This window comes from Hyphomicrobium sp. 99 (assembly GCF_000384335.2).
Lineage (GTDB): Bacteria > Pseudomonadota > Alphaproteobacteria > Rhizobiales > Hyphomicrobiaceae > Hyphomicrobium_B.
Map to the genome: position 1 here is coordinate 463,104 of NZ_KQ031382.1, position 25,389 is coordinate 488,492.

At 60.9% G+C, this 25,389-nt stretch carries 18 protein-coding genes and 1 tRNA gene; 12 read left to right on the forward strand and 7 right to left on the reverse strand.

Annotated features, from left to right (window positions below):
- Positions 1-98 precede the first annotated feature (98 nt).
- The 4 genes from G359_RS02565 to G359_RS02580 all read left to right on the forward strand — a co-directional run bounded on the left by G359_RS02565 (position 99) and on the right by G359_RS02580 (position 5,625).
- Positions 99-3,251 carry a helicase-related protein gene (locus G359_RS02565; protein ID WP_045834856.1) on the forward strand — a complete coding sequence of 1,051 codons (3,153 nt, stop codon included), beginning with the start codon at positions 99-101 and terminating at the stop codon, positions 3,249-3,251.
- 4 nt (positions 3,252-3,255) lie between these two features.
- On the forward strand, positions 3,256-3,669 hold the full coding sequence (locus G359_RS02570) for an RNA-binding S4 domain-containing protein (RefSeq protein WP_045834857.1): 414 nt from the start codon (positions 3,256-3,258) through the stop codon (positions 3,667-3,669).
- 132 nt (positions 3,670-3,801) lie between these two features.
- Positions 3,802-4,140 (forward strand): ferredoxin FdxA, encoded by a 339-nt coding sequence (fdxA, locus tag G359_RS02575; protein ID WP_045834858.1) that lies wholly within the window; start codon positions 3,802-3,804, stop codon positions 4,138-4,140.
- Between the two features lie 468 nt (positions 4,141-4,608).
- Positions 4,609-5,625, forward strand: coding sequence for a CarD family transcriptional regulator (locus G359_RS02580; protein ID WP_045834859.1), 1,017 nt, complete (start codon positions 4,609-4,611; stop codon positions 5,623-5,625).
- Positions 5,626-5,716: 91 nt separating this feature from the next.
- Here the strand turns inward: G359_RS02580 and G359_RS02585 are convergent, their stop codons facing one another.
- Positions 5,717-6,496, reverse strand: a complete 780-nt coding sequence (locus G359_RS02585) for a thermonuclease family protein (RefSeq protein ID WP_245279905.1) — start codon at positions 6,494-6,496, stop codon at positions 5,717-5,719.
- A gap of 211 nt (positions 6,497-6,707) precedes the next feature.
- The gene (locus G359_RS19550) at positions 6,708-7,388 is read right to left on the reverse strand and encodes an outer membrane protein (protein WP_197077517.1); all 681 of its coding nucleotides are present in this window, start codon (positions 7,386-7,388) and stop codon (positions 6,708-6,710) included.
- 593 nt (positions 7,389-7,981) lie between these two features.
- Here G359_RS19550 and G359_RS02595 point away from each other — a divergent pair.
- From G359_RS02595 to G359_RS02625, 7 genes are all read left to right on the forward strand, one after another.
- Positions 7,982-8,058 (forward strand) — tRNA-Arg (locus G359_RS02595).
- 161 nt (positions 8,059-8,219) lie between these two features.
- Entirely contained in the window at positions 8,220-8,888 is a 669-nt protein-coding gene (locus G359_RS02600) for a response regulator transcription factor (protein ID WP_245279906.1), read from the forward strand.
- A 239-nt stretch (positions 8,889-9,127) separates the two neighbouring features.
- Positions 9,128-10,345 (forward strand): aminotransferase class V-fold PLP-dependent enzyme, encoded by a 1,218-nt coding sequence (locus tag G359_RS02605; RefSeq protein ID WP_045834860.1) that lies wholly within the window; start codon positions 9,128-9,130, stop codon positions 10,343-10,345.
- Between the two features lie 103 nt (positions 10,346-10,448).
- Complete coding sequence (locus G359_RS02610) at positions 10,449-11,405, forward strand: HpcH/HpaI aldolase/citrate lyase family protein (RefSeq protein WP_045834861.1); 957 nt, start codon at positions 10,449-10,451, stop codon at positions 11,403-11,405.
- A 36-nt stretch (positions 11,406-11,441) separates the two neighbouring features.
- Positions 11,442-12,608, forward strand: coding sequence for a malate--CoA ligase subunit beta (locus G359_RS02615; protein ID WP_045834862.1), 1,167 nt, complete (start codon positions 11,442-11,444; stop codon positions 12,606-12,608).
- 17 nt (positions 12,609-12,625) lie between these two features.
- A complete protein-coding gene (gene sucD, locus G359_RS02620) occupies positions 12,626-13,525 on the forward strand; it encodes a succinate--CoA ligase subunit alpha (protein ID WP_045834863.1) in 900 nt (299 codons plus the stop codon).
- 109 nt (positions 13,526-13,634) lie between these two features.
- The gene (locus tag G359_RS02625) at positions 13,635-16,484 is read left to right on the forward strand and encodes a phosphoenolpyruvate carboxylase (RefSeq protein ID WP_045834864.1); all 2,850 of its coding nucleotides are present in this window, start codon (positions 13,635-13,637) and stop codon (positions 16,482-16,484) included.
- Between the two features lie 40 nt (positions 16,485-16,524).
- On the opposite strand, the gene prmB is transcribed toward G359_RS02625, so the two are convergent.
- From prmB to G359_RS02650, 5 genes are all read right to left on the reverse strand, one after another.
- Positions 16,525-17,433 carry a 50S ribosomal protein L3 N(5)-glutamine methyltransferase gene (prmB, locus tag G359_RS02630; RefSeq protein ID WP_045834865.1) on the reverse strand — a complete coding sequence of 303 codons (909 nt, stop codon included), beginning with the start codon at positions 17,431-17,433 and terminating at the stop codon, positions 16,525-16,527.
- Between the two features lie 25 nt (positions 17,434-17,458).
- On the reverse strand, positions 17,459-18,562 hold the full coding sequence (locus G359_RS02635) for a fatty acid desaturase (protein WP_052699157.1): 1,104 nt from the start codon (positions 18,560-18,562) through the stop codon (positions 17,459-17,461).
- A gap of 254 nt (positions 18,563-18,816) precedes the next feature.
- Positions 18,817-20,091, reverse strand: a complete 1,275-nt coding sequence (locus G359_RS02640) for a DUF2541 family protein (RefSeq protein ID WP_045834866.1) — start codon at positions 20,089-20,091, stop codon at positions 18,817-18,819.
- 481 nt (positions 20,092-20,572) lie between these two features.
- Entirely contained in the window at positions 20,573-21,721 is a 1,149-nt protein-coding gene (locus tag G359_RS02645; RefSeq protein ID WP_045834867.1) for a thermonuclease family protein, read from the reverse strand.
- A gap of 351 nt (positions 21,722-22,072) precedes the next feature.
- Positions 22,073-24,424, reverse strand: coding sequence for a serine/threonine-protein kinase (locus G359_RS02650; RefSeq protein ID WP_045834868.1), 2,352 nt, complete (start codon positions 24,422-24,424; stop codon positions 22,073-22,075).
- A gap of 296 nt (positions 24,425-24,720) precedes the next feature.
- On the opposite strand from G359_RS02650, the gene G359_RS02655 reads away from it, so the two are divergent.
- On the forward strand, positions 24,721-25,302 hold the full coding sequence (locus G359_RS02655) for an FHA domain-containing protein (RefSeq protein ID WP_245279907.1): 582 nt from the start codon (positions 24,721-24,723) through the stop codon (positions 25,300-25,302).
- Positions 25,303-25,389 lie beyond the last annotated feature (87 nt).

Sequence of the window (25,389 nt, forward strand, 5' to 3'; positions counted from 1 at the left end):
TTGTGCGCGACCCGATACCCATCGCAGAGGGTCCGAATAACCCTTGATATCTTGGCCCTCCTCTGCAATGCCAGGGCTCGATCGGAGTCAAGTACAGCATGGCAAGTGATCTCGAGGCCCGCATCCGAAATGTGACCGCGGTGCTCGGACCAACGAATACCGGCAAGACGCATCTCGCAATCGAGCGGATGCTCGGCCACGAAAGCGGCATGATCGGCCTTCCGCTGCGCCTTCTCGCGCGCGAAGTCTACGACAGGATCAAGCAGCGCGTGGGGGCCGACAAGGTCGCGCTCATCACCGGCGAGGAAAAGATAAAGCCGGAACGAGCCCGCTATTGGGTCTCGACCGTCGAGGCGATGCCGCGCGACATCGATGTCGACTTCCTGGCGATCGACGAGATCCAGCTCTGTGGCGATCCCGAACGCGGCCACGTCTTCACCGACCGGTTGCTGCACGCTCGCGGCCGCTCCGAAACGCTGCTCCTTGGCGCGCAGACGATGCGCGAGGCGATCAGCGATCTCATTCCGGGCGCCAACTTCATTTCGCGGCCGAGGCTTTCGAAGCTGACGTACAGCGGCGAGAAGAAAATCACGCGTCTTCCTTCGCGCACGGCGATCGTCGCCTTCTCGGCGCAAGAGGTCTACGCGGTTGCGGAATTGATCCGTCGTCAGCGCGGTGGCGCCGCCGTCGTCTTGGGCGCGCTATCGCCCCGGACGCGCAACGCCCAGGTCGCGCTCTATCAATCGGGCGACGTCGAATTCCTGATCGCGACCGACGCCATCGGCATGGGTCTGAACCTTGATGTCGATCACGTGGCGTTTTCTGCGCTTCGCAAGTTTGACGGCTACAACCATCGCAATTTGACGCCGGCGGAGATCGGCCAGATCGCGGGCCGCGCCGGCCGCCACATGAATGATGGCACGTTCGGCGTCACGGGCGGCGCCGATGCGCTCGATGCCGATATGGTCGAGCGCCTGGAGACGCACAGCTTCGACAGCGTCAAGACGCTGCAATGGCGAAGCCGTGCGCTCAATTTCTCCTCGCTCGACGCTCTGCACGCGTCGCTTCGCGAGTTGCCGCGTGAGCAACGTCTGACGCGGGCCCGCACGGCCGACGACGTTGCCGCGCTCGAAGCTCTGACGGCTGATCGCGAGATCGCCGACGTCGCGACGAACCGCGATCGCATCGAGCTGCTGTGGGATGTCTGTCAGCTTCCGGATTACCGCAAAATTTCCGGGCAGAGCCACGCCGAACTCGTCGGCAATCTCTACGGGCATCTGACGAGCGGCAACAATCGCATTCCGGAAGATTGGTTTTCGAAGCAGGTTTCGCTGGCGGATCGCACCGATGGCGATATCGATACGCTTGCAAACCGCATCGCTCATATCCGGACGTGGACGTTCGTCGCCAATCGCCCCGATTGGCTGAGCGACCCGGTACACTGGCAGGAACGGACGCGGGCCATCGAAGATAGCCTGTCGGACGCCCTGCACGAATGTTTGACCCAAAGATTTGTAGATCGGCGAACCAGCGCGTTGATGAAGGGCATGCGAGACAAAGATGAACTGACAGCCGACATCGCTGACGATGGCGCGATCACTGTCGAAAATCACTTCGTAGGACGTCTCAAGGGTTTTCGCTTCACGCTCGATGCGGCAGGCGACGGCATCCACGAGAAGGCGACACGGCAGGCAGCGATGCAGGTCGTGACGCGCGAGCTCGGAATGCGTGCTCGACGGGTCGCCGCGGCTCAGAACGAAGCGTTCAAGCTGACGCGAACGGGCAGCATCGTTTGGCGTGACGACGAGCTTGCAAAGCTCGATCGCGCGGATGATCCGTTGCAGCCCGGCGTGACGTTGCTCGCTGACGATGCGATGAGCGAAGCCGATCGCGAGAAGGTGCTCGCTCGTCTCAAGACGTGGCTCGACGATACGATCGCTGATAAGCTGAAACCGCTCGTCGAGATGTCGAAGAGCACGGAGCTGCAGGGGTTGGCGCGCGGCATCGCTTTCCAGCTCAAGGAAGGTCTCGGCGCGCTGAAGCGGGAGACGGTCGCGAACGAGATCAACGCGCTCGATCAGGCGGCGCGAGCTGAGTTGCGCAAATACGGCCTGCGTTTCGGCGCCTTCAATATCTTCTTCCCGCTCATGTTGAAGCCCGCGCCCGCTGACCTCGCGGCGACGCTGTGGCTTTTGACAAATCCGACGCCGAACGGGACAGTGCCGCAACTTCCGCGGCCGGGCCTGACGAGCGTCGCGGTCGATCCGGAAACGCCGGAAGCGCTCTATCGTGCTCACGGCTTTCATGTCTGCGGGCCTCGCGCCATTCGCCTCGATATTCTCGAGCGCCTTGCCGATTTGATCCGGCCGTTGCTCGCCTGGCGCTCCGCGCCCGGAAAGACCGATGCGCCGCCGAAAGGTTCGACCGGCGATGGCGGCTTCAGGGCGACCGACGACATGATGTCGATCCTCGGCTGCTCGGTCGAGGAGTTGAGCGAAGTCTTGAAGGCGCTGGGCTTCCGGCTCGAGAAACGCCCGATCCCCGCTGCCGCTCCAGCTCCAGAAGCGGCCGCAACCGTGCCCGCCGATGCCGTATCGAACGAAGAGGCGAAACCCTCGGAGGGCGAAGCCGTCGCCGCGGAAGCGTCCGATCAGCCGACAATCGAAAATGAAGCCGCACCACAGCCGGCAGAGACAACGGCAGAAACCACTGAAGCTGCCGCAGTCGCCCCGACGGCTGCCGCTGCGCCAGAGCCTGAAAGATTCGAAGAAATCTGGCGGCCCCGCCGGCATCAGCGCCCCGAGCGCAGGGATGGCCCGCGCCGCGAAGGTGGTCATAACCGTCACCAGCGTCCTCATTCGAACAGGCCCGCTGCAGGCGCTCCGCAAGCCGCTTCATCCACTACGGGCAATGCTGGCGCACCGGCGCCGGAGACCTCCGCGCCCGCCGATCGATCGGAGCATCAGCGCCATCGTCCCGAGCGCCACGAAAATCGCGGCGATCGCCCGCGCTTCGAAGGTCGCAAGGGCGGCGGCGACCGGCGTCCGGATCAAGGTTCAAGAAAAGAGGAAGGAAACCGCCCGCGCCGCGATGACAATCGCAATGGCCGACGCGAGGAACGTCGTTCGCCGCAAGTGATCTCCGCGGCGCCGCCGAAATCAACAGGCACCGATTCATCTTCGCCGTTCGCCGCTCTCGCTGCGCTGAAAGCGCAGATGGAGAAGCGGAGCGAAGGTTCAGGTTCCACCTGATCTCATGCCTGACGCGACTGCAGGGTCCGTTCAGCGCATTGATCAATGGATGTGGTTTGCCCGTATCGCGAAGTCGCGGACATTGGCGCAGGCGTTGATTGAACGCGGCAAAGTCCGCATCAATCGCGAAAAGGTCTATAAGACGAGCACGATCGTCAGGCCTGGCGATGTCCTGACATTGTCGCTCGGGCCGCGCGTTCTGAGTATCGAGGTTCTAGGCATCGGCTCGCGGCGTGGGCCCGCTTCCGAAGCGGTCCTGCTCTATCGTGATCTGACAGCGCCTCGGCAGGGCGCCAACGAAGGGGAAACTAGGAGCACAGAAGGGACGGGGCCCGAGCAAGCCCTGCGCTCCGAAGGGACGGGAAGGCCGACAAAGCTGCAACGCCGACAGTTGGACAAGCTTCGGGGCCGCAGTTGAGCTGTGACGCCCGGTCCACCTAGGCAGCCGTAACGCCTATGCTAATAAAGGCGCCGCTAGATCGAGCCGCCGGGTTGGGAAGCATCGCAATCCGCCCATCATTCGATCGTCTTCGATGGACCAGGAATCCGAATGACCTACGTCGTCAATGAAAAATGCATCAAGTGCAAATACACCGATTGCGTCGAGGTTTGTCCGGTAGACTGCTTCTACGAGGGCGAGAACATGCTCGTCATCCATCCCGACGAGTGCATCGATTGCGGCGTGTGCGAACCGGAGTGCCCGGTCGACGCCATCAAACCGGACACCGAGCCGAACCTGGAAAAGTGGATGGAGCTCAATCGGCAGTATGCTGAAACTTGGCCGAACATCACGGCCAAGAAGCCAGCTCTACCGGAAGCCGAAACTGCGAAAGATGAGGCCGGCAAGTTCGAGAAATATTTTTCTCCAAACCCCGGCAGCGGCGACTAAAATTTGCTTTTCAGGAACGGCTTGAGGTCAAAAAGAGCAAATCCGATGTAAGACATTGGTTTTGCGGGGAATTTTAAAGAGCGCCTTAATCTCGACCAGATTGTCTCAGAACGCGACCCTTCATTTACCGCCAGAACTGTGTTAGTGTCAGTTGCGATGGCGTTGAGTCTGCACAAATCCGGAACGGCCGCGAACAAAAAGGGGTTGCCTCCCTCTGATAGGCAGCTTTTTATAAGGCGTTATGGGGCGTCGCTGGGCCACTTCAGAGTCGGACAGGATTTGCAAAGCTAGGCCACAAATGAGCGCGCAGGGGAACGGCCTCCCGACAAAGGAGGATCGGATCAATGCGCGCGTGTTGTTCGGATGCAACACGTATCCGGCACCACTGATGCTCCGCCCCCACAGGGTGGACTGACGGCCGAGCCGAACCGTCCGGCAAGGCCCAGTATGCGAGAGTGAGAGATCGATATGGCTCAGAAGAAAAAAGCTCCGGTCGCCCCCAAGTCCGCAGCAAAGAGTGCCGCGCGAAAACCCATTCCTCTGAAGACCAGCGCGAGCGCCACTAAGGTCGCCGCCAAGCATCCGGCCAAGCCGAAGGCAGAAGCTCCTGCCAAGCCCAAGGTGGCTCAGCCCGTCGTCGCCGCCAAGCCGGCCAAGAAACCTGTTCCAGTAACCGCGGCGTCGGCCAAGCCGGCGCCCAAGATCGAGGCCCCCTCCGTTTTGAAAAAACCGCTCCCGCACGCGCCTGCAACCGCCCATCTCGCTGCCAAGGCTGCCCCCGCGCCGCAGCGCACTGTTGCCGTTCCGGCTAACGCGCACAAAGCGGCGAGCCAGAAGCTTACGGCGCCCGTCGCTCCTGCTCAGCAGCCGGTCACGCCGAAGGCGATTGCCGAGAAGGCTGCAGCTGCCCGCCAGATTCTCGCCGTGCAGAAGAAGCCGGTCAGCCAGCGCCACGGCTTCAAGGCCAACGAATTCGTCGTTTATCCCGCTCACGGCGTCGGCCGTATCGTCGGCATCGAAGAGCAGGAAATCGCGGGCATGTCGCTCGAGCTCTTTGTCATCACGTTCGACAAGGAGAAGCTGACGTTGCGCGTGCCGACCGGCAAGCTCGCAAGCGTCGGAATGCGTAAGCTCGCTGACGAAGGCCTAGTCAAAAAGGCCATGGAAACGTTGAAGGGCCGTGCCCGCATCAAGCGCACGATGTGGAGCCGCAGAGCGCAAGAATACGTCGCCAAGATCAACTCCGGCGATCTGATTGCCATCGCCGAAGTCGTCCGCGACCTCTACCGCTCCGAAGCGCAGCCTGAGCAGTCGTACTCCGAACGGCAGCTCTACGAGGATGCACTCGACCGCATGGCGCGTGAACTCGCGGCTGTCGAGAAGCTCGATGAGCGCGGCGCAGTTCAGAGGATCACCGAGGTTCTCTCGAAGAGCGCCAAGGGCCGTCGATTGGCCGATGGTGAGTCGGTTGGCGAAGCGGCCTGAGCCGCATCATCACTGACGCTATGAAAGTTATCGCGCTCGGTTCCGCACCTTCCGGCGGGGCCGGGCGCAATTCTTTTCAAAGCCTGCCAATTCAAATCGGATCGGCCGGTAATCGCACCGGTTGGATTGGACTTGTTGAATTTCGCTCGCTGACGTTGGCGGGCGCATCCGCCGCTTCCGGCATATCGAGCTGAGAGGGATCAGCGATATCTATGAGCGGCCCATTTCGCCGCTCGATCCACCCGCGAAGCACGACGGTCTTGCCGGTGAGGCTGTCGAGCGAACGGTCGAACGCAGGATTTGCAGCAAGAACCTTCTTGTCGATCCGCGCGGTGAAATCGGTTTGCCAATCATTGCTGAAATTGAGGTACGTCGCGCCCTTCGTGCGGCCGACGGAAACGACCGTACCGGTCACGCGCACGTACTTGCCGCGCTGCTTCATCAACTCGCCCGCATGGTCTGCGGGGATCGTGCGGTAGATGCCGTTGCTCCATAGCCCCAGTCGCTTCCGCTGAGCTTCCGCCTCGTGAGCTAGAAGCTCGCGCGCGCACACAAAGCTTTCGGAAAGCCCGTAGGCGCGAGCGTAGCCATTCGCGAGCAGCGTACCCTGCACCCAGTCCTGCCGCCCACGATCAGCCAGAAAGACGTGCGCCAGCGTCCGCCCGTAGCGATCGGTGCGCCGGCCGGCATATGCAAGTTTGATCTTCTTCGCCAGCACGAGATCCGACAGAGCCTTGATCGTGTCGCCTTCGGGCGGCCAGGCACCCGCCGCGGCATTGGCGTCGCGTGCCCTGGGCGCGAGTGCGCCGATCAGGCGAACGACCTTGCCATCATCGAGAATGATCGTTTCGCCGTCGATGACCCGAGTCACGGTTCGAATGGGGCCGGGCTCTATGGCGCACGGTGCAGGAGACGCAGAGGGTTGTGCCATAAGGCAAGGCGGAACAAGCAGCCCCACCGCGCCGAACACATATGCCGCCCATCGCCTCGCCATGCGGAATAGAAATCATAAGCGGGGCCGCGCGCCAAGAACGACGACCGAGTTGGCGGGCAGCTTCAGTTTTGATCGCGCTTTCGACCGCTCAGAAGCGGTGGACGAAGCCGAAGCTGAACTTATTCATCGAGGCTTCCACCTCGTCGTGGCCGGCTGGCAACGAATCGAAGCTCGCGCCGGAGAACTCGACGCGCCGGTATTCGAAGCGCAGGCGATTATTGTCGCTCCAAAGATACTCGATGCCGCCGCCGGCAGTCCATCCGGACATCATATTGGAGTCGCTGGCACCGAGAGAGCCATTTCTGACTTCCAAATTGGCGAAGGCGTAGCCGCCGGTCGCGTAAATCAGGGTGCGATCCCACAATAAATACCCCACCCTGCCACCGACCGACCCGTCGAAATCGACGTGGCCCTTGTATCCGGAGATGCCGTCTATGCGGGAGCTGTCGCCATACAGAAAATCGTAGCTCAAATCGGCAGTAGGTCCGAAAAGGAAGTCATTGTAGCGGAAATCGTATCCGGCCGAGGCTCCGAGCGTGATGCCGTCAGCGTCCCTCAGCCGACCGCCACTGGTGCTGAATGACAGGGTGTTAAAGCCGAGCGACGGTTTCCAGTAGAAACCTTCCCAGGACGATGGGAGCGGCCTTTCGACATAGTTCGGGACGATGAGGTTATAGGGGCTGCTCAGATTGCCTATGGGCTTCACTTCATCCGGAAGACTCTGCGCCATTGCAACGCCTGCTTGTGACAATAACGCCGTTCCGGCCAACGCAGCCAAAATCTTTCTCATCAGAGTATTCCCCTCACGTCTCAGCCTCCGACCAACGCCGCAAAGCGGCGTCAGATTTGAAGGCCCTTCCTGTGTGTGACTAGAACGCCCCGGATATCCCGTCCAATAGACACAGCCTGGGGCACAGCGCGTCTATCCCCGCCAGCCAGCGGAGTTTTCCGCAGCAGCACCGTACTCTCGGCTACGTTAAGTATTTTGAAAAGGAGGAATTTTGAGCATTTCGTATCTTCGTTGCGAGTGTGTGTTGAAGAGCCTTCACTGCGGCCAGCAGGCTCTGTCTCTCCGCGGGCTCTGGGGTGGCAGTAAGTCGCGAGCACCAACAATGTAGCCGCGAGCGGCCCTCATCGCAGAACCCGCATTCGCCTGCCAGCTGCCTGCCTTCGCCAAGGCGTGAAACGGCGAGAGCGGACATATAAACGCCGGGGCCGAAGCTTCGTCGACACCTCGAATTGGCCCGCCTCGAAATCTCCACGACCCCCGCGCTTGACCTGGAGCGATGCTCACCGCATAGCTTTCCGGCGCATCGCAGACGCGGTGGGCGACCGGCGAACAAAGCCGGAAGGCTTGGGACCGGCCCCGTAGCTCAGCTGGATAGAGCAACGGTTTCCTAAACCGTAGGTCGCAGGTTCAAATCCTGCCGGGGTCGCCATGCTCATGCAAGGCGTAAAATTTTTCCAGAAAATCTATTGCCCTTAACGTGCAGATGACGCGGCAGGCGCCGCATTTATCGAAGAAACTGCGCCCTTGGCGGACCAGGACAAGTTCGGTACGTATCCGCAGGGGAAGCAACATTTTCCGAGCGCAGGTATAATGAGCCGAGATTCGCTCGTTATCCCCATCCAGGAGATCAATGCACGGATGACCGCCAAGATCGAGGTCACGATCGCCGATCAAAATCCGGTCGTTCGTGCAGGTCTGGAAGCACTGATCGCACGCGATGGACGCTTCACCGTCTGCGGGATCCACGCGACCGGAGAGAGCCTGATCAGCGCCCTCAAGACGAAGCCGGTTGAGATCGCAGTCGTCGGGTGGACGTTGCCGGACATGACGGGCGGCGCCGTGCTCGCCCGCGCCAAACAGGAAAAATGGCAGACGCGGATCATCATCTACACGGGCGAGCGCTCGCACGATGTTTTGCGGACGTCGATAAAGAGCGGCGCGTGGGGGTTCGTTTCGAAGACCGAGGATCCGCAAGTTTTGCTGGAAGCGGTTGTTTCCGTCGCGCGTGGCCGCTTGTCGCTGCCCTACGTGGACATCGACCTTTTGAATCACGATCCGCTGGAAGGTCTGACGGCACGCGAGCGTGAATTGCTTGCTGCACTTGCGAACGGCTGGACCAACTTACAAATCGCGGCCCGTACCGGCATCTCGCGTAATACGGTGAAATATCATCTGAAAAATTTGTACGACAAACTCGGCGTATCGAATCGCGCCATGGCTGTTGCACTGCACGTGTCGGTTAACCGTAATGAGCAGTAGTAACGTCTAGGGAAACCCTGCAGCAAAGTGCTGCACCGCGGGCAAATAAGGTGGGTAGCAGAGGCTGCCCAACCGGGTGTTGATAGTTTTTCGTTCACACCATCACTGTCCCCCTGCTAGTTAAGACTACGCCCGCATCTGCGATCGGGCGGAAGGATCAGCAAAAGTATGCCGGAACGCCTCCCCTGCTGCGTCGGGGGCCGTCGGCTTGGCACAACGCAGCGCGGAGGAACGCTTCTATGACTGTTACGCCTCATCTTTTTATTCCCGGCCCGACCAATGTTCCCGATAGCGTTCGCATGGCGATGAACGTTCCGATGGAAGACATGCGTTCGCCGGAATTTCCGAAATTCACGCTGCCGGTGTTTGAAGACCTGAAGAAGGTCTTCAAAATGAAGGACGGCCGCGTTTTCATTTTCCCCTCGTCCGGTACCGGCGCTTGGGAATCCGCGATCGAAAACACGCTCGCGCCCGGAGACAAGGTTCTGATGAGCCGCTTCGGCCAGTTCTCGCTCCTCTGGGTTGATATGGCGGAGCGTCTTGGTCTCAAGGTCGAGCTTTGCGACGAAGAGTGGGGCACCGGCGTGCCGCTTGAGAAGTACGCGGACATTCTCGCGAAGGACAAGAACCACGAGATCAAGGCCGTTTTCGCAACTCACAACGAAACCGCGACCGGCGTGTCTTCCGATATCGCCGGCGTTCGCAAGGCGCTCGACGCCGCGAAGCATCCGGCGTTGCTGTTCGTTGACGGCGTTTCGTCCGTTGGTTCGCTCGACATGCGCATGGGCGAATGGGGCGTCGATGCATGCGTCTCTGGCTCGCAGAAGGGCTTCATGCTTCCGACCGGCCTCGGCATCCTCGCCGTCAGTCAGAAGGCGCTCGACGTCAATAAGAGCGTCAACGGTCGCATGAACCGTTGCTTCTTCTCTTGGGAAGACATGATCAAGACGAACGATCTTGGCTACTTCCCGTACACGCCGGCGACGCAGCTGATCCGTGGTCTCCGCGCCTCGCTCGATCTCATCTTCGCTGAAGGCCTCGATAACGTCATCGCTCGCCATCACCGTTTGGCGACGGGCGTTCGTCACGCCGTCGACGCATGGGGCCTGAAGCTCTGCGCGAAGGAGCCGAAGTGGCATTCCGATACGGTATCGGCGATTTTGGTGCCGGAAGGCTTCGACGCAAACAACGTGCTGAAGACCGCCTACTATCGCTACAACACCTCGCTCGGAACCGGCCTCAACAAGGTCGCCGGCAAGGTCTTCCGCATCGGCCACCTTGGTGCGCTCGATGAGTTCATGATTGGTGGCGTTCTGTTCGCTGTCGAGATGGCGCTCAAGGATACGGGCATCAACATCAAGCTCGGCTCCGGCACCGGTGCTGCCGCGGAATACTTCAGCAAGACCGCGACGAAGTCGGCAACCGCCCCGACACCGAAGCAAGCGAAAGCTGCCTAAGACATAACGCCCGGCCTCCAGCGAGGCCGGGCGATTCTTCTCGTCGTAATACCGTCATTCCCAAATAACAAAACGCGAACCAATCCTAGGAAGGCACGCCCCCATGAGCTTCACGCTTTACCCGCTCCGCAAACAGAGATTGCAGCGCTCGTATCTCGCAGTTCCGGGCTCCAACCCGACCATGATCGATCGCGCGCTGAAGAGCGCCGCCGATTACGTCTTCCTCGATTGCGAAGACGCCGTCGCACCGCCCGAAAAGGAGCAGGCGCGTAAGAACATCATCCAGGCGCTGAACGATCTCGATTGGAAGGGCGCGGGCAAGAGCGTGAGCGTCCGTATCAACGGCCTCGACACGCACTACATGTACCGCGACGTCGTCGACATCGTTGAGCAGGCAGGCGCCAAGCTCGATACCATCCTCATTCCCAAGGTCGGCGTTCCCGCCGACGTCTACACGGTCGAAACCATCGTCAGCCAGATCGAAGTCGCGAAGGGCCTTCCGCACCAGATCGGCACCGAAGCTCTCATCGAAACGCCGCTCGGCATGGCCAACGTCGAAGCCATCGCATCCGCCAACAGCCGTCTTGAGTCGATGCACTTCGGCGTCGCCGACTACTCGGCCTTCAACAAAGCCCGTACCGTCGTCATCGGTGGCCTCAACCCTGATTATCCGGGCGACCAGTGGCACTTCCCGCTGTCGCGTATGACCGTTGCTTGCCGCGCGTTCGGCTTGCGTCCGATCGACGGTCCGTTCGGCGGCATCGATGATCCGGAAGGCTACAAGGCCGCCGCTCGCCGCGGCGCTGCGCTTGGCATGGAAGGCAAGTGGGCCATCCATCCTTCGCAGATCGAACTCGCTAACGAAGTCTACTCGCCGACCGCCAAGGAAGTCGAACGTGCCGAGCGCATTCTCGTAGCGCTGAAGGAAGCGGAAGCTCAGGGTAAGGGCGCAGCATCCCTCGACGGCAAGATGATCGACGCCGCTTCCGAGAAGATGGCGAAGAATCTGCTCGTCACGGCCGCCGCCATCAAGGCAGCCGAAGCGGCACGCAGCAAATAAAAAGCCCGGAAACGTCAGAATTCCAAGGAGTCCAAAATGGACATTCATGAATACCAGGCGAAGGAACTTCTTGCGAAGTTCGGCGTGCCGATCCCGCGCGGCGGTCTCGCCTACAGCCCTGAGCAGGCGACCTATCGCGCCAGCGAACTCGGTGGCGCTGTTGTTGTGAAAGCGCAGATCCATTCAGGCGCCCGCGGCAAGGCCGGTGGCGTCAAGCTCTGCCGCAACGAGCGGGAAATCGAAGAAGCGGCCGAGTTCATGCTCGGTCGCAAACTCGTCACGCATCAGACGGGACCGGCAGGAAAGCTGGTCTCGCGCCTCTACATCGAAGAAGCGACGAACATCGATCGCGAAATCTATCTCGGCTTCGTGATGGATCGCGCCTCCGAGCGCATCGTCGTTGTCGCGTCCGCTGCAGGCGGCATGGACATCGAGGAAATCTCGGCGACCCAGCCCGACACCATCATTCGCGTAACGGTCGACCCGGCCGTCGGCATGCAGCAGTTCCAGGCCCGCGAACTCGCGTTTGGCTTGGGCGTTGATCCCGACATCGTCAACAAGATCGTACCCGCGATCATGGGATGCTACCGCGCATTCCGCGATCTCGATGCGATGATGGTGGAAATCAATCCGCTCGTCATCACCAAGGAAAAGCAGGTTCTCGCGCTCGACGCCAAGATGTCGTTCGACGAGAACGCGCTCTTCCGCCGCCCGCACATCGCCGAGCTCCGTGACAAGAGCCAGGAAGATCCGCGCGAGACCTACGCGTCGGACCGTGGTCTTTCCTACGTCGGTCTCGATGGCGACATCGGCTGCATCGTGAACGGCGCTGGCCTTGCGATGGCGACGCTAGATATGATCAAGCTCGCTGGCGGCGAACCGGCGAACTTCCTCGACATCGGCGGCGGCGCGTCTCCCGAGCGCGTGACGAAGTCCTTCAAGGCCGTGCTGCGCGACAAGAACGTTCGTGCAATTCTGGTCAACGTCTTCGCTGGCATCAATCGTTGCGATTGGGTCGCGAAGGGCGTGGTGGATGCCGTCAAGGAACTCGAGATCACGATGCCGATCGTCGTTCGCCTCGCAGGCACGAACGTCGAAGAAGGCCGCAAGATCATCGATACGAGCGGTCTCACAGTGATCAGTGCCGATACCCTCGCTGAAGCGGCGAAAAAAGCGGTCGAAGCAGCGAAAAAAGCGGCCTAATCGGGAGAAACGCACCAATGGCAATCTTCATCAATGAAAAGACGCCGATCCTGATCCAGGGCTTCACCGGACGTATCGGCACGTTTCACGCTCAGGAAATGATCGACTACGGTTCGAACGTTGTCGGCGGCGTGACCCCTGGTAAGGGCGGTACGTCCCACCTCGGCCGGCCGGTGTTCAACACCGTCAAGGGCGCAGTCGACGAAACCGGCGCAGAGGCCTCGATCGTGTTCGTGCCGCCGCCATTCGCGGCCGACGCCATTATGGAAGCGGCCGACGCTGGCATCAGATACTGCGTCTGCATCACCGACGGCATTCCCGCCCAGGACATGATCCGGGTGAAGCGCTACATGCGGCGCTACAAGAAGGAAAGCCGCATGGTCCTGACCGGGCCGAACTGCGCCGGCACGATTTCGCCAGGCAAAGCGATGCTCGGCATTATGCCGGGACACATCTACCTTCCGGGCCGCGTCGGCATCGTCGGCCGCTCGGGCACGCTCGGCTACGAAGCTGCGGCGCAGATGATGGCCCTCGGCATCGGCGTTTCGACGTCGGTCGGCATCGGCGGCGATCCGATCAACGGCTCTTCGCATCGCGACGTCCTCGAAGCCTTCGAGAACGATCCCGACACCGATGCCGTTCTGATGATCGGCGAAATTGGCGGACCGCAGGAAGCCGAAGCCGGAGTCTACGCCCAGGAGCACATGAAAAAGCCGGTGATCGCTTACATCGCTGGTCTTTCCGCTCCCAAGGGTCGTCGCATGGGCCACGCTGGCGCCATCGTCTCGGCGTTCGGTGAATCGGCTGCCGAAAAGGTTGAGATCCTCAAGGGCTGCGGCGTGACCATCGCGCCGACGCCTTCGGAAATGGGCGCAACGGTCGCCCAGGTCCTCGGCCAGAAGAGAAAAGTAGCTTGAGATCGGTCGAGGCCGGAGCAAAATTTTGCTTCCGGCCTCCCTCTCCAGTACTCTAAGTCATCGACTTCCGAATTCTGTCCCTCACTCATGGGGGCGTGGAGCCTTGGTTATGCAGGATACGACGCCAGCGGTCAGCTCGACCAAACTCGATGAAACCGAGCTGATCAACGAGCTGAAGCGTCTCCGAACTCAGATTCCCGACAACCCGTCGCTCAACCCGATTCTGAATGTCGCCTTTGATCTGTCGCGCCGCCTGGAATCGGGCGCGGTGTCCTTTGATGAGGTTCAGGGTCTTGCGGGCCGATTGATGGACCGCGCCTGCGTTCGCCGGGCTCGCAGGCTTCGCGAAAAGATCGGCTATGTCGACCAGTCGACGACGCTCAAGGATTTCACGTCCTACGTCGAGAAGACGGCGACTGAATCCGGCAACTCGATCGAAGCTTTCGCCGAGCGGTGGTCGCGCGCCCGCACCGGCATCGTTCTGACAGCCCATCCGACCTTCGGTCTTTCCGATGCCCTTTATCGCCGCATGGTCGAGATCGCGATCTCCGATCCGGCGGCCGACGTAACGATCGGCCTGCCGCACCGGCCCGAGCAGTCGTTGACGCTCAAGCATGAACACAAGTGCGCACAGGACGCGATCCGCAACCTGCGCAACGCGTACGAAGAACTGCTTCACGGCTTCTTCAGCGTGGCTTCGCAGAAATTCGGCGACGCGGCTTTCAAGCTGCGCCCGAAGCTGACGACGTTCGCGTCCTGGGTCGGCTACGATCTCGACGGCCGCACCGACATCTCGTGGTCATTCTCTTTCGAAGTCCGGCTCCGCGAAAAGCGTGCTGCGCTGGCCGATATTCGCGAGCGCTTCGTCGTCCTGAAGCACAAGCTCGAAGGCGGCGATGCCGCTCAGCGTATTGCTCGCCAGATCGTCGGCAAGCTCGACCTCGGCATTGCTGCGGTCGATGAGCAGATCAAGGCGCTCGAGAGCTTCACCAACGACACGGAGGGTCTAGCACAGGCTGCGAACCTCATCACCAAGACAGACGGCTACAACCTTCTGACAGTCGAGCCGCTTCAGACGTTGTTCGACAGTCTGATCGATGCAGTGGAAGCGCCGCAGATGAAGCGCGCAACCGCGGCCCTCGCCGGACTCGTCGAGGCGACCGGCCTCGGCATGTCCCACATCCATTTGCGCATCAACGCGCTGCAGCTTCACAACGCATTTCGCGCTTACGTGCACGAGCCGTGGACACGCGACCTGACCGAAAGCCAGTCGCTGGCCCGCATCGTCGACATGATCAAGAACTGCACGCCGGAAACGGTGAACTTCGCGACGCTCGATCTCGAGACCGCGACGGCGATCCGCCAGTTCGCGCTGACAGCGCAGATCAAGAAGCACGTCGATAAGGAAACGCCGATCCGCTTCCTCATCGCGGAATGCGAATCGCCGGCGACCGTGCTGATCGCAGTCTTCTTCGCAAAGCTCTTCGGCGTCGATGACATCACCGACATCTCGCCGCTGTTCGAAACGCCATCGGGCCTCGAGAACGGCGCGCGCATCATGCAGCGCCTGGTCGAAGAGGAAGCGTACCGCAAGTACGTTGAGGGGCGGAAACGCCTGAGCATCCAGACCGGCTTCTCGGACGCTGGCCGTTTCATCGGGCAGATCCCGGCGACACTCGCCGTCGAGCGCTATTATCACGGGCTCGCAGCCCTCATTGACAATGCGAAACTCGAGAACGTCGAGACGCTCGTTTTCTCAACGCACGGCGAGTCGATGGGGCGCGGTGCGCATCCGGGCAACCTGTACCGCCGCCTCCATTACGTCATGACCAACGAGGCGCGTCGCCGCTTCGGTGCCGCCAACATTCCCGTCAAGCACGAGACGAGCTTCCAGGGCGGCGACGGCTACATGTTCTTCGGCAATCGCGGGCTGACGACCCGTGCGCTGGCGACCATCGTGATGGATGGCGACATCCCACCGGCCGAAAAAGATCCGTTCTACTCCGAGCAGAATTTCAGCCTCGACTTCTTCCTTCGCCTGCGCGCCTTCCAGCAGAAACTTTTCTCCCACGAAGGCTATCGCGCGGTGCTCGGAGCGTTCGGCCCCAACCTGCTCTTTAAAACTGGCTCACGCCCCGTGAAGCGGCAAGGCGATCACGCGTCCGATCGCGGTAATCCCGCGCGTATGCGCGCCATTCCCAATAACGCGATCCTTCAGCAGTTCGGCTATATCGCGAACGTCGTGGCGGGCCTTGGCACCGCGGTCGGCGATGATCGCGAACGGTTCAACAAGCTCGTGAAATCGTCGAAGCGGCTGCAATCGCTGCTGGCGATGATCGGCTACGGCAAGACGATCTCGAGCCTCAATGCGATGGATGCGAATTCGCAGGTCTTCAACGCCGGGCTTTGGGCTGCGCGCGCGTCTTGGGGCCGCGAGGAAGCGCTGAACAGCGCATTCCGGACCCTCGCCACGCACCTGCTGCCGGACGACCGGCACGGTGACATCTCCGAACTCGTGCATCTCCTTCGCCTCGACGCGATCGATTTGCATGCGATCCTCGTCGATCAGAATATCGAAGACGGTCTCGTGCCGGATGAGAACCGGCTTGAACTCGATCTGCTGCAGGCCATCAGGCTTGCGCTGATCATGCGCATCTTCATCCTCGCGGCTCAGCTGCCGCGCTTTGCGCCTCAGGATGGACTGTCTCACGCCCAGGTTCTCGAAATGGCTCTGAGCCTCGAGATCCCGGAGGTATTGAGCATCTTGCGCAGGGCCTTCCCGCACGATGCGAAGAATCTCGCGGGCAAAACCTTCGACGAGTCGGCGAGCTATCGCCCGCGCGGTATCGACGACTATGCCCGTCTCGAAACGGAAATCCTGACGCCGATGGAAATTTCGTACGAGTTCGTGCGTGAGATCGGCACCGGCATCTCGCACCACTTCGGCGCGTTCGGCTGAGGTCTTTCAGCCGTCTGGGGCGGCCGCGCGCCGGCCGCTGCTACTTCAGATCGTCCGCTTGCAGCGCGAAGACTTCGCCTTCGCTCACTTCACTGTCGAGCCACAAAAACGGCAAATCCGGCCGGGACGCTTCGAGTGCTTCCTGGCCCATGCCGATTTCGACGATGAGACTGCCCGTAGACGCGAGCCGGCTCGGCGCGCCGTCCAGAATACGTCTCACGAGATCCATCCCGTCCTCGCCGCCAAGATGCGCCAGCGTCGGCTCCGCTCGATATTCGGGCGGGAAAGCCGCGACGGCGGCCGCGGTGACGTAGGGCGGATTTGAGATGATGAGATCGTAGGTAGCGGCGGGAAGCCCGTCGAACAAATCCGCTTTGAAAATGCGCACGCGATCGGCGAGGCCATAGTCGGCAATGTTGCGCTCGGCCACAGCCAGCGCATCTGCCGAAATATCGCTCGCGTCGACTTCGGCATTCGGGAAAGCTTCAGCAGCAAGAATGGCGAGACAGCCGGACCCCGTGCAGAGATCGAGCACGCGCCGAACGCTAAGCGGATCGGGCACGATTGCCGCCAGCTGGTCCCGTACCAACAGTTCGCCAATGAAAGAGCGAGGCACGATCACGCGCTCGTCCACGTAGAACTTGTGACCCTGGATATAGGCGCTGTTCGTAATGTAGGCAGCCGGCTTGCGCGTCTCGATGCGCTTCGAAATCACCGCAGCGACGCTCTCGCGCTCTGCAAGCGTCAGCCGGCAATCGAGCCACGGATTGATGTCGTCGATTGGCAGGTCGAGCGTCGCGAGAATGAGATAAGCCGCTTCGTCGACCGCATTCGTCGTGCCATGCCCGTAGCTGAGCCCGGCGCGGTTCATCGACGTGACGGCGTATCTTAGCCAGTCGCGAACGCTAACGAGTTCATCGATCGGCGCGCGCCCAGGTTTGGCTGTCATGACAATTGACTGGTAAGCCGTGGTCTCAAGCTGTCGCGGGAAGTTCGTCGAACCGGATCAAACGGCGCTGATCCTCGTCCCAAAGCTTGAGACGCGCGCAACGGATGCTGTCCTTGAGCGTCAGCCTATTGATCGACTTCAATTCCGGGCTTCCCTCAAGGCAAGCCGACAGCCGGTAATTCGGGATCGTGCTGTTGAGGTGATGAATGTGGTGCAGGCCGATGTTGCCCGTGAACCAATTCAGAATTTTCGGCAGCTTGTAATAGGAAGACCCGAGCAACGCCGCGACCTGGAAATCCCAGCCTTCGGCCTTGTCCCACGTCGTCTCTTCGAACTGATGCTGAATGAAGAACAGCCAGCCGCCCGTCGCCGACGCGAGATGCAGAACCGGCAATCCGACCCACAGTACGTTGGCATAGCCGAAGAAATAGCAAAGGGGAGCATAGAGCCCCACGAGCCCGACGTTGAGACCCATCACGCTCTTCCAGGTATCGCGAGGCGGCAGCGCGTGGAACCACGGCAACCGCTGTAGAATGAGGAAGTAGAATGGAACGCCCAAGCCGAACAGGAACGCCGGGTTGCGATAGAGCTTGTAATGAAGCTTCCCGAGGTTGGAGAGCTGCTGATATTCCCGGACCGTAATCGTATCGATGTCGCCCGCGCCGCGCCGGTCGAGATTTCCCGATGACGCGTGATGATGCGCATGTTCGCGCCGCCACAGGCCATACGGCGTCAGCGTGAACACGCTCATGCAGCGGCCGACGAAATCGTTCACGCCCCGTGAGGAGAAGAACGAGCCATGGCCGCAATCGTGCTGAATGATGAAGGCGCGGACGACGAGGCCGGCGGCCGGAATAGCAAGGAGCAGCGTCGCCCAGTACGCATGTTCAACAGTTGCGAACATAACGCCGACGATGAGGACGAGCGGCACGAAAGTCGTCAGCAATTGCTGGACCGCGACGCGTGGGATCGCCCCGCGGAATTTCTGGCAGTGAGCGGCGAGCCGGCGAACACGCTGCTTCTGCGTTTCGGGCATCGAAGCCTGCGGCGCGGCTGCAGGTCGCACGTCGCCGATCGAAACATCGGCGCGGCTCTCCGCACGCAAAGGCTGCTTAAGGCTTAAGTTCAAAGCTCTGATCCCTCAGGAGTGGCATCGACGATAGTCCGACCGACGGCGTCGCGTAGCATATTCGACGTGCTTCGCGAAACGCTGTTGACGTCATTTGCGTGAGGAATGCGTGCGCGGTGACGCATTTCTGGCGCAAAACGCTCATGTTTTCGGGCCGGCGAATTTAGGTGCGAAAAAAAGAGGGCCGGATTGTGCCCGGCCCTCCTGATTTTCAGTTATCGCGTCCATTCGCGCAATCTCTGGTAAATGACGCTCTAGTAATGCTGGCCCCAGATTTCCACGATTGCTGAGCCTTTGCCTTTCGCGGACGAGTCGAAGAAGCGCGACCGGTATTTGGCTTCAATGTGATCGACAGCTTGGCGGCGCGTGCCTTTGAGATCAATCGGACCATAGGTGCCACCGGCATCCACCCGCGTCCGCACAGGAACAATTTCCTCCTCGCCGTCGCTGTAGACGATCTTCACCTCGTTAAGGGTGATCGCCCGATCGCGAACTGTAACGCGGATACGCCGGAAACCGCCTTCGTTGCTGCCGACCGGGATGATGTCTTTGTCGAACCCGATGAAACCGGCAGTCTGAGCGCCAAGCAGCACCCAGCCCTGGTTATATTTGCGGCCTTCGCCATTCGGTCCAAGCCAGCCTGGAGCATATTGTCCGAAGACTTCGATCCGGGCTTGCCCGTTGAAGCTCGGCCGCGAACGATAAACGAGCTGGATCTCCTTGATGAAGCGGTCGCCCCTGAGATCGATCCAGTTCGTGCGCGAGTTTTTCGGAATGTCTGCGTTGACGGCGAGGCTATCGCTTTCGCCGTTGGCGTAGACAACTTTCAACTCGTTGATGTGAATGTCGTTATCGAGCACGCGCAGCCGGATTTTCGCGAATTTCCCGACTTCGTTGCCCACCCGGATGACGTCGCGATCTGTCAGGAAGCCAACGTATTGAGCTCCAAACAACACGTCGCCACCCGCCGTGGCCTGACCTGCCTTGACAGGCGTTGCGACGGGAACCGTCGGCCGGACCGAAAGATCGCCGCCCGACGACAGGCTTTCACGCCTGTCTGATGTGCCGCGCCCGCTCCGATCCATCGACCGGCCGTCTCTGTCTTGAATGCCGATGATCTGGAGCCGACCGCGGCCATAGCCCGGCGTCTGCTCGATCACGATCTGGTCGATGAATTTGCTGTCGTAGGTCTGGTTGATGGGGCGGCTGCGTTCGCCCCAGTACATGTCGATCTGACGGTCTTCATTCCAGACCGAGCCGTCGCTGTAGACGATCTGCACGCGCTGAACATCGAAGAGCTTGCCCATCGCATTCTTGATGCGAATGCCTTTGTAAGCCCCTTTCGCTTGCCGCACGTCGATCGTGTACTTGTCGAGTGCTAAGTCGACATCCGTTTCGGCAATCAAAATCAACTGATCGCCATAATGATGATGACGATGGTGATGGTATCGGTTGTGCCGGGCTTCGGCCGCCGTGATGGCGCCCGTGGCCAGAACGGCGCACAGCCCTAGAACCAGTCTCCCCAACATAAACATAACCCCTCTGGTTACTAAACGCCCGTGCCCCTAGACGGAGCGTACTCTAGCGACGGCCAAGCCGAAAAGGCAGCGGGCAGACCATCGTTCGGACGATCGGAAGGGGATATGGTGTGAATCTGCAACACAAGCTTCCGGTTGTAATATCCGTGGCTTGTGCCAGCCGAATAAGAAATTGATTTTCAGTGCGCAGGCCCGATCGGTTGAGACCATTTCCGCGCTCAGCTGAGATCGCAGGCCCGCTCGAAACTCCGCGATCTGCTGCAACGGAGCGCAACGAAGACGCAACACTGGCTGGCGGATCGTGAGTTGTGGTTCGAGGCGGACTTGCGACTCCTACGACTGTAGGCTGTAGTCTCCGCATAGAGAGAGATCTCCGCGCCGTCTCAAGACCCCTTGGCGCAAAATCACTCACCTACGACCCGCAGTCTCCCCCGGCTGCGGGATTTTTTTGGCCGATGCAGCCGGTCCGAATTCAGGACCTGTCCGATGAAGAGAAGCCGGCGGCTTTCGCCTCGTCCTCGCTGCAGAACCAGCGCTCGCCGCGTTCCGGCCGGACCTTGGCGCTGGCATAGGCTTCCGACCACGGCAGAGTGTAGATTTTCGACGACGCCCGAACGACGCCCTTGATGGGGCAGCCGTCCGGCGCTTGCCGCTTGGCCATCTCCCAGGTCTGGTCGCGCCAAGCCTGCGGACGCGCGACCTCGCCCTGCCAGATGCCGGCTTTGGCATTGCGTGCGGCAGTTTCCTCGCTCCCGAGCGAGCTGAAGTACGAGCTGGCAGCGAAGACATACCCGTTACGAACCAGCTGGGTCGCGAGATCCGAGCCGTCGACAGTGCACTGCGCGAGCGTGCGACCGGCATCGTCCTGTCCCGAACGGGTACAGGTCACGACGCGTCCGCGGATGATCTTGCTAAGGCCCGTTCGAGCCGCCGCCGCGCAATTCCATTTGCGGCCGTTCGCCCGGTAGCAAGGTTGCTGGTTCGAGGGCGCTTCGATCCCGTCGATACGAACGTTGACGCCATCAACCCGCATGGCATCGCCGGCTATCGCCGTCGCCTGCCCCGAAATCTCGGACGAAATCGTGACTTTCTGCGAACTGCCCGGGGCGAGGTCGACAACCGCGGCGCCAACGCCGTCAGCGCTGCGCAGCATGGGGCCGCCGACGTAGATCAGCCCGATAGCCAGCGCCGCACTGATGAGATGATGCGCCTTGATCGGGAAATCCCGGGCGACGTCTGGCATCAACTTGGCTTTGTCGCGCGCCGCATCGAGCGGAACGCGCAGAGCCTCCCGGATCGGCTGGAGAAGTCCGCCGAGCGAATCCTTGACGACGCGCCACAAGAATTTCGACCAACGCGAAAGCTCGGCAAATGCAGCCGCTGCAATATCGAGAAGCGCGTCGCCGATGAACGAGAGGAACTTTGAAATTTGCGAGCGCGCGGCAGAGACGCCGGCGCGGCCCGCTCCGACACCGGCATCGGCAGCGTTCTTGACCTTCTCGACGGCTGCGACGCGAATGTCCTCAGCACGGCGCTGCCGGTCCGCACGGCGCACGAGAACCGTCGTGCGCACGTACTCTCGCCATTCGAAGCCTTCGCTACGTCTACGCCACCCGAACATCGAGCGCTCCTCTCAGCATGATGATTCGCTCTAGTCAGTTTGGGGCGAATGATGGCGTCCCTTTGTCGCCAAAGCGCGGCCCCCAAGTTTCCGGGGCATTCCGCAGATCTCAGCCCGACCTTCAAACCGGTTTAGCGAAGGCCTCTGCCACTCGCAAGCGCGCCCCGGAAACCCTCAACTGAAAGCCTGGGGAGTCGAAATGACAGCGATTGACCCATTTCCGTCATCCCGGCGAAGGCCGGGATCCATCCAAGGTTGATACTTGCGATGAACGGACGCTTGGACGGATCCCCGCCTGCGCGGGGATGACGTTCCGGGGTGGGAATGAGAGCGAGATAAGAGATCGCAAGCTCAATTGCGCTGCGCGATCTGTGCTTCCGGAAGCGACCACAGCCTGATGACGCCATCCTGACCACCCGTCAGAAGTGTATGTCCGTCGTTGGAGAAAGCTACGGCCTTGGCGCCTGAGCCCACGCCAGTCAGCGGAATATAGTTCCGCAGCCGCTTCAGGCTTCTGATCCGCACGACGCCGTCATCTGACGCAGATGCCATCAAATCATCGGAACTTGAAAACGCAAGCGATGTGATGCGGGCGTTATGGCCGCTGAGCGAACGCTGCATGCGATAGGAATTCATCGACAGAAGCTTGATCGAACCGTCGAGGCCGCCCGCCACCAGCATCGCCCCATCCGGCGAGAACGCGAGCGACGAGATGTAATCGGAATTGTTGCGATAGATCCGCCGCGTGTCGCGCGTGTCGGCATTCCAAATTCTGATGGCGCGGTCGGCCCCGCCAGACGCGATCCATTGGCCCGACGTATCGGCGGCGATGGCCTGGACGGCGTTCTCATGACCGTCGAGAACAGCAGAAGGCGCGCCCTCTGAAGCCGTCTCCCAAACGGCGACGCTCCAGTCGTGGCTCGCCGCCGCGATGCGATCCTCGGAACCGACGAATGCGACCGACCAGATCGTCGCGTCGTTGCGCTTGAAGCGGAAAAGGCGGTGTCGCGATTCAAGATCGTAGACGGCGATAGCGCCGTTCGAATGCCCCGTGACAACCCGGTTGTTCCGCACGGCGAGCGTGGTCGCAGGCCCATCTTCAAGCGGGATCGTGCCCTGCTGATAATGGGAATCATACGACCATATTTTGAGCGTCGGTTCTTCCGACGCTGTAACAATCAAACGTCCGTTGCCGCTGAGGGCGAGCTTGTCGATGGCACCGTCGAAAGCCTTGATCTGGGCCGTCTGTGTGAGGGACGGATCTGCCGTCGCGGTGGGCTTTGAGATCGCTCCCGTGGTGATCGCGTTGCCGCGAGTCTTGAGCATCTGCGGAATGCGATCGTGGAAGGCAAAAGCGACGCCCGCGATCGCCGCGGCGATCATCAGCCGTGTCGTAAGCCGCCGCAGGAATGGACGCCGCGCAACGTCGGGCTTCGGACGGATCTTCGGTTTGGACTTCACCTTTTCGGCGACCACACGCGGCGGCGGAGGCAATGGTGGCAGCTTCTCCACCGGCTTTGCCTTTTCGGCCTTGGCCTTCTCGGCCTTCGCCTTTTCAGCGCGGGACGTTTTCTTCGCCGCCACCGGCTGCGGCGCTGGGGGAGCTGCCGGAGGCGCAGTCTGAGCAACTTTTCGCTTCGCCGCGGAAGGGCTCTTCAACGCGTCGACGAAATCCAGCATCCCGCCTTTGGGCCCCGGAGCATCGGGCGGCGGCGGAACGGGTGTCATGGTGACGGCCTCGGCCGCACGCTGAGCCTCGTCGTTGCGGCGGCGGACTTCCGTCTTCTCCTTGAAGCGCTGAAAGAGGCCGGGCTTTTCGGGCTCCGGCGCAAGAAGCGCGCCTCGCCAAGCAGCAACTGATTGCGGCCGTCCATCAGGCGTCAGCGAAAGTGCCTGCTGAATGGCATCGAGAAACGTCGCGCGATATCCGCCGAGCGCGGCCTCGCGAACGGGGACCATCTCGTCCTTGAGCATCCGCGACGGCGAATCCGGCGGCCGCTTTCCGGTCACCGCGTGATAGAGCGTCGCCGCAAATGCGTAGATATCTGTCCAGGCGCCCTGCTGGCGGCTCGTCTCGGCATACTGTTCGTAGGGGCTGTAGCCCGGTTTGACGAGCGCCGAGACGGTCTTCGTTTTCGAATGAGCTGCGATGTCGCTCCGCGCGGCGCCGAAGTCGATCAGCACCGGATCGCCGTTGTTCCGAATGATGATGTTGTCGGGAGCAATATCGCGATGGAGGAAATCCGCTTTGTGGATCACCTCGAGCGCGTCGAGCAGTGGCGCCACGATTTGGTCGAGCTCTTTTTGGCGCGGCGCCCGCCCGAGATCTTTCAGCCACGCCTTGAGGTTCTTCCCTTCCTCGAAACGCAGCACCATGTAGGCGGTGTTGTTGGCCCGAAAGATTCGGTGCACCTTGACGATGTTGTGGTGATCGAACTTCGCGAGCGTCTGCGCTTCTTCGATGAAGCGATCGAGACCCCAATTGTAGTCGCTCTTACAACCCTCGGAGCGCGGCGTCGCTTCCAGGCTCTCGGTTCGAAGCGCGAAATCGCTAGGGAAATATTCTTTGATGCTGACCTTGCGCGTCAGCTCCGGCTCGTCCGCAAGATACGTGACGCCGAAACCGCCTGCGCCGAGAACACGCACGATTTTATAATCGCCCGCGAGCTCCGTGCCGTCCGGTAAAGCGACAAGCTGCGTCATGATCCTCGTGCGCGTGCCGTCCGCGCGCTCGTGATGAAAGGCCTCTGATCGTGGTCCTGACTTAGGCTCTCGGAGAGAGTGCTAATCTTGTCTCTGTTTTGTCCCAATGGCGCAAGAATGTGGCGTATCGACGGGCGATGAACCCGTGATGAATAAATCCCCATGGTGTCGCCTTTGAGCCATGTTGCCGCCGCCATCTCCAAACCTAATCCTCCCGACGCGATTTGGGCACGAATCAGATGCACGAGCTCTCTCGAACTCGATGCGCCGTAGCCGGTACGGCGATTCTCTCGGGCATGGCAGTCTTGACTTTCCCCGCACATGCTGGCGGCGCGGAAACCGTGATCGATACATCGCTCCGCTTTGCGAGCGTGGCCGAAGAATTGTTTTCGGCAGGCTATCGGGCAGCGCCCGCGTTGATGCTCGGCGTTGTTCTCGCAACGGTTTTGCCACTTCTGGCGATGCTGATGAAGGTTTCAGAACCGCTTCGCCGCTCCCCTGATGCAACGCTGCGCTATCGGCCCGGACGCAATGAAAAGTTCGAGGCGGAGGTTGCGAATATCCTGGGCAGCCGCAACCGGCTTCCCTTCGTCGAAATCGAAAGCACAGGCCGCAAAATGCGCTGCGCGATCCTGCGCGACATGCTTCGAATTGGCCGGGAACACGACAACGACATCCGCATCCCAAGCCGGTCCGTGCATCGCTATCATGCGGCGATCCATCGTGATTTGGACGATTGGCACATCACCGATCTGACAGGCGTGGAGAGCAACGGTTTGATCGTCAACGGCAGACGCTGCTGCGAAGCGCGCCTCAACGATGGCGATGTCATTGAGCTCGGGCCGGGGAAACTGCGGTTTCGCGCTGGATTCGGATAATACTCAATTCATCGCCAAGGTTCTGTCCAGGTTCCGGTTCATGCATCTCCGGAACAGTATCTGACGCGGCGGCAGTCTGTGCTTGTT

Coding starts and splice junctions, on each gene's coding strand:
- fdxA (WP_045834858.1), top strand. CDS start 3,802: ATGACCTACGTCGTCAATGAAAAATGCATCAAGTGCAAATACACCGAT.
- prmB (WP_045834865.1), bottom strand. CDS start 17,433: ATGACAGCCAAACCTGGGCGCGCGCCGATCGATGAACTCGTTAGCGTT.
- G359_RS02625 (WP_045834864.1), top strand. CDS start 13,635: ATGCAGGATACGACGCCAGCGGTCAGCTCGACCAAACTCGATGAAACC.
- G359_RS02600 (WP_245279906.1), top strand. CDS start 8,220: ATGAGCCGAGATTCGCTCGTTATCCCCATCCAGGAGATCAATGCACGG.
- G359_RS02615 (WP_045834862.1), top strand. CDS start 11,442: ATGGACATTCATGAATACCAGGCGAAGGAACTTCTTGCGAAGTTCGGC.
- G359_RS02610 (WP_045834861.1), top strand. CDS start 10,449: ATGAGCTTCACGCTTTACCCGCTCCGCAAACAGAGATTGCAGCGCTCG.
- G359_RS02645 (WP_045834867.1), bottom strand. CDS start 21,721: ATGTTCGGGTGGCGTAGACGTAGCGAAGGCTTCGAATGGCGAGAGTAC.
- sucD (WP_045834863.1), top strand. CDS start 12,626: ATGGCAATCTTCATCAATGAAAAGACGCCGATCCTGATCCAGGGCTTC.
- G359_RS02605 (WP_045834860.1), top strand. CDS start 9,128: ATGACTGTTACGCCTCATCTTTTTATTCCCGGCCCGACCAATGTTCCC.
- G359_RS02650 (WP_045834868.1), bottom strand. CDS start 24,424: ATGACGCAGCTTGTCGCTTTACCGGACGGCACGGAGCTCGCGGGCGAT.
- G359_RS02640 (WP_045834866.1), bottom strand. CDS start 20,091: ATGTTGGGGAGACTGGTTCTAGGGCTGTGCGCCGTTCTGGCCACGGGC.
- G359_RS02580 (WP_045834859.1), top strand. CDS start 4,609: ATGGCTCAGAAGAAAAAAGCTCCGGTCGCCCCCAAGTCCGCAGCAAAG.
- G359_RS02655 (WP_245279907.1), top strand. CDS start 24,721: ATGGCAGTCTTGACTTTCCCCGCACATGCTGGCGGCGCGGAAACCGTG.
- G359_RS02570 (WP_045834857.1), top strand. CDS start 3,256: ATGCCTGACGCGACTGCAGGGTCCGTTCAGCGCATTGATCAATGGATG.
- G359_RS02565 (WP_045834856.1), top strand. CDS start 99: ATGGCAAGTGATCTCGAGGCCCGCATCCGAAATGTGACCGCGGTGCTC.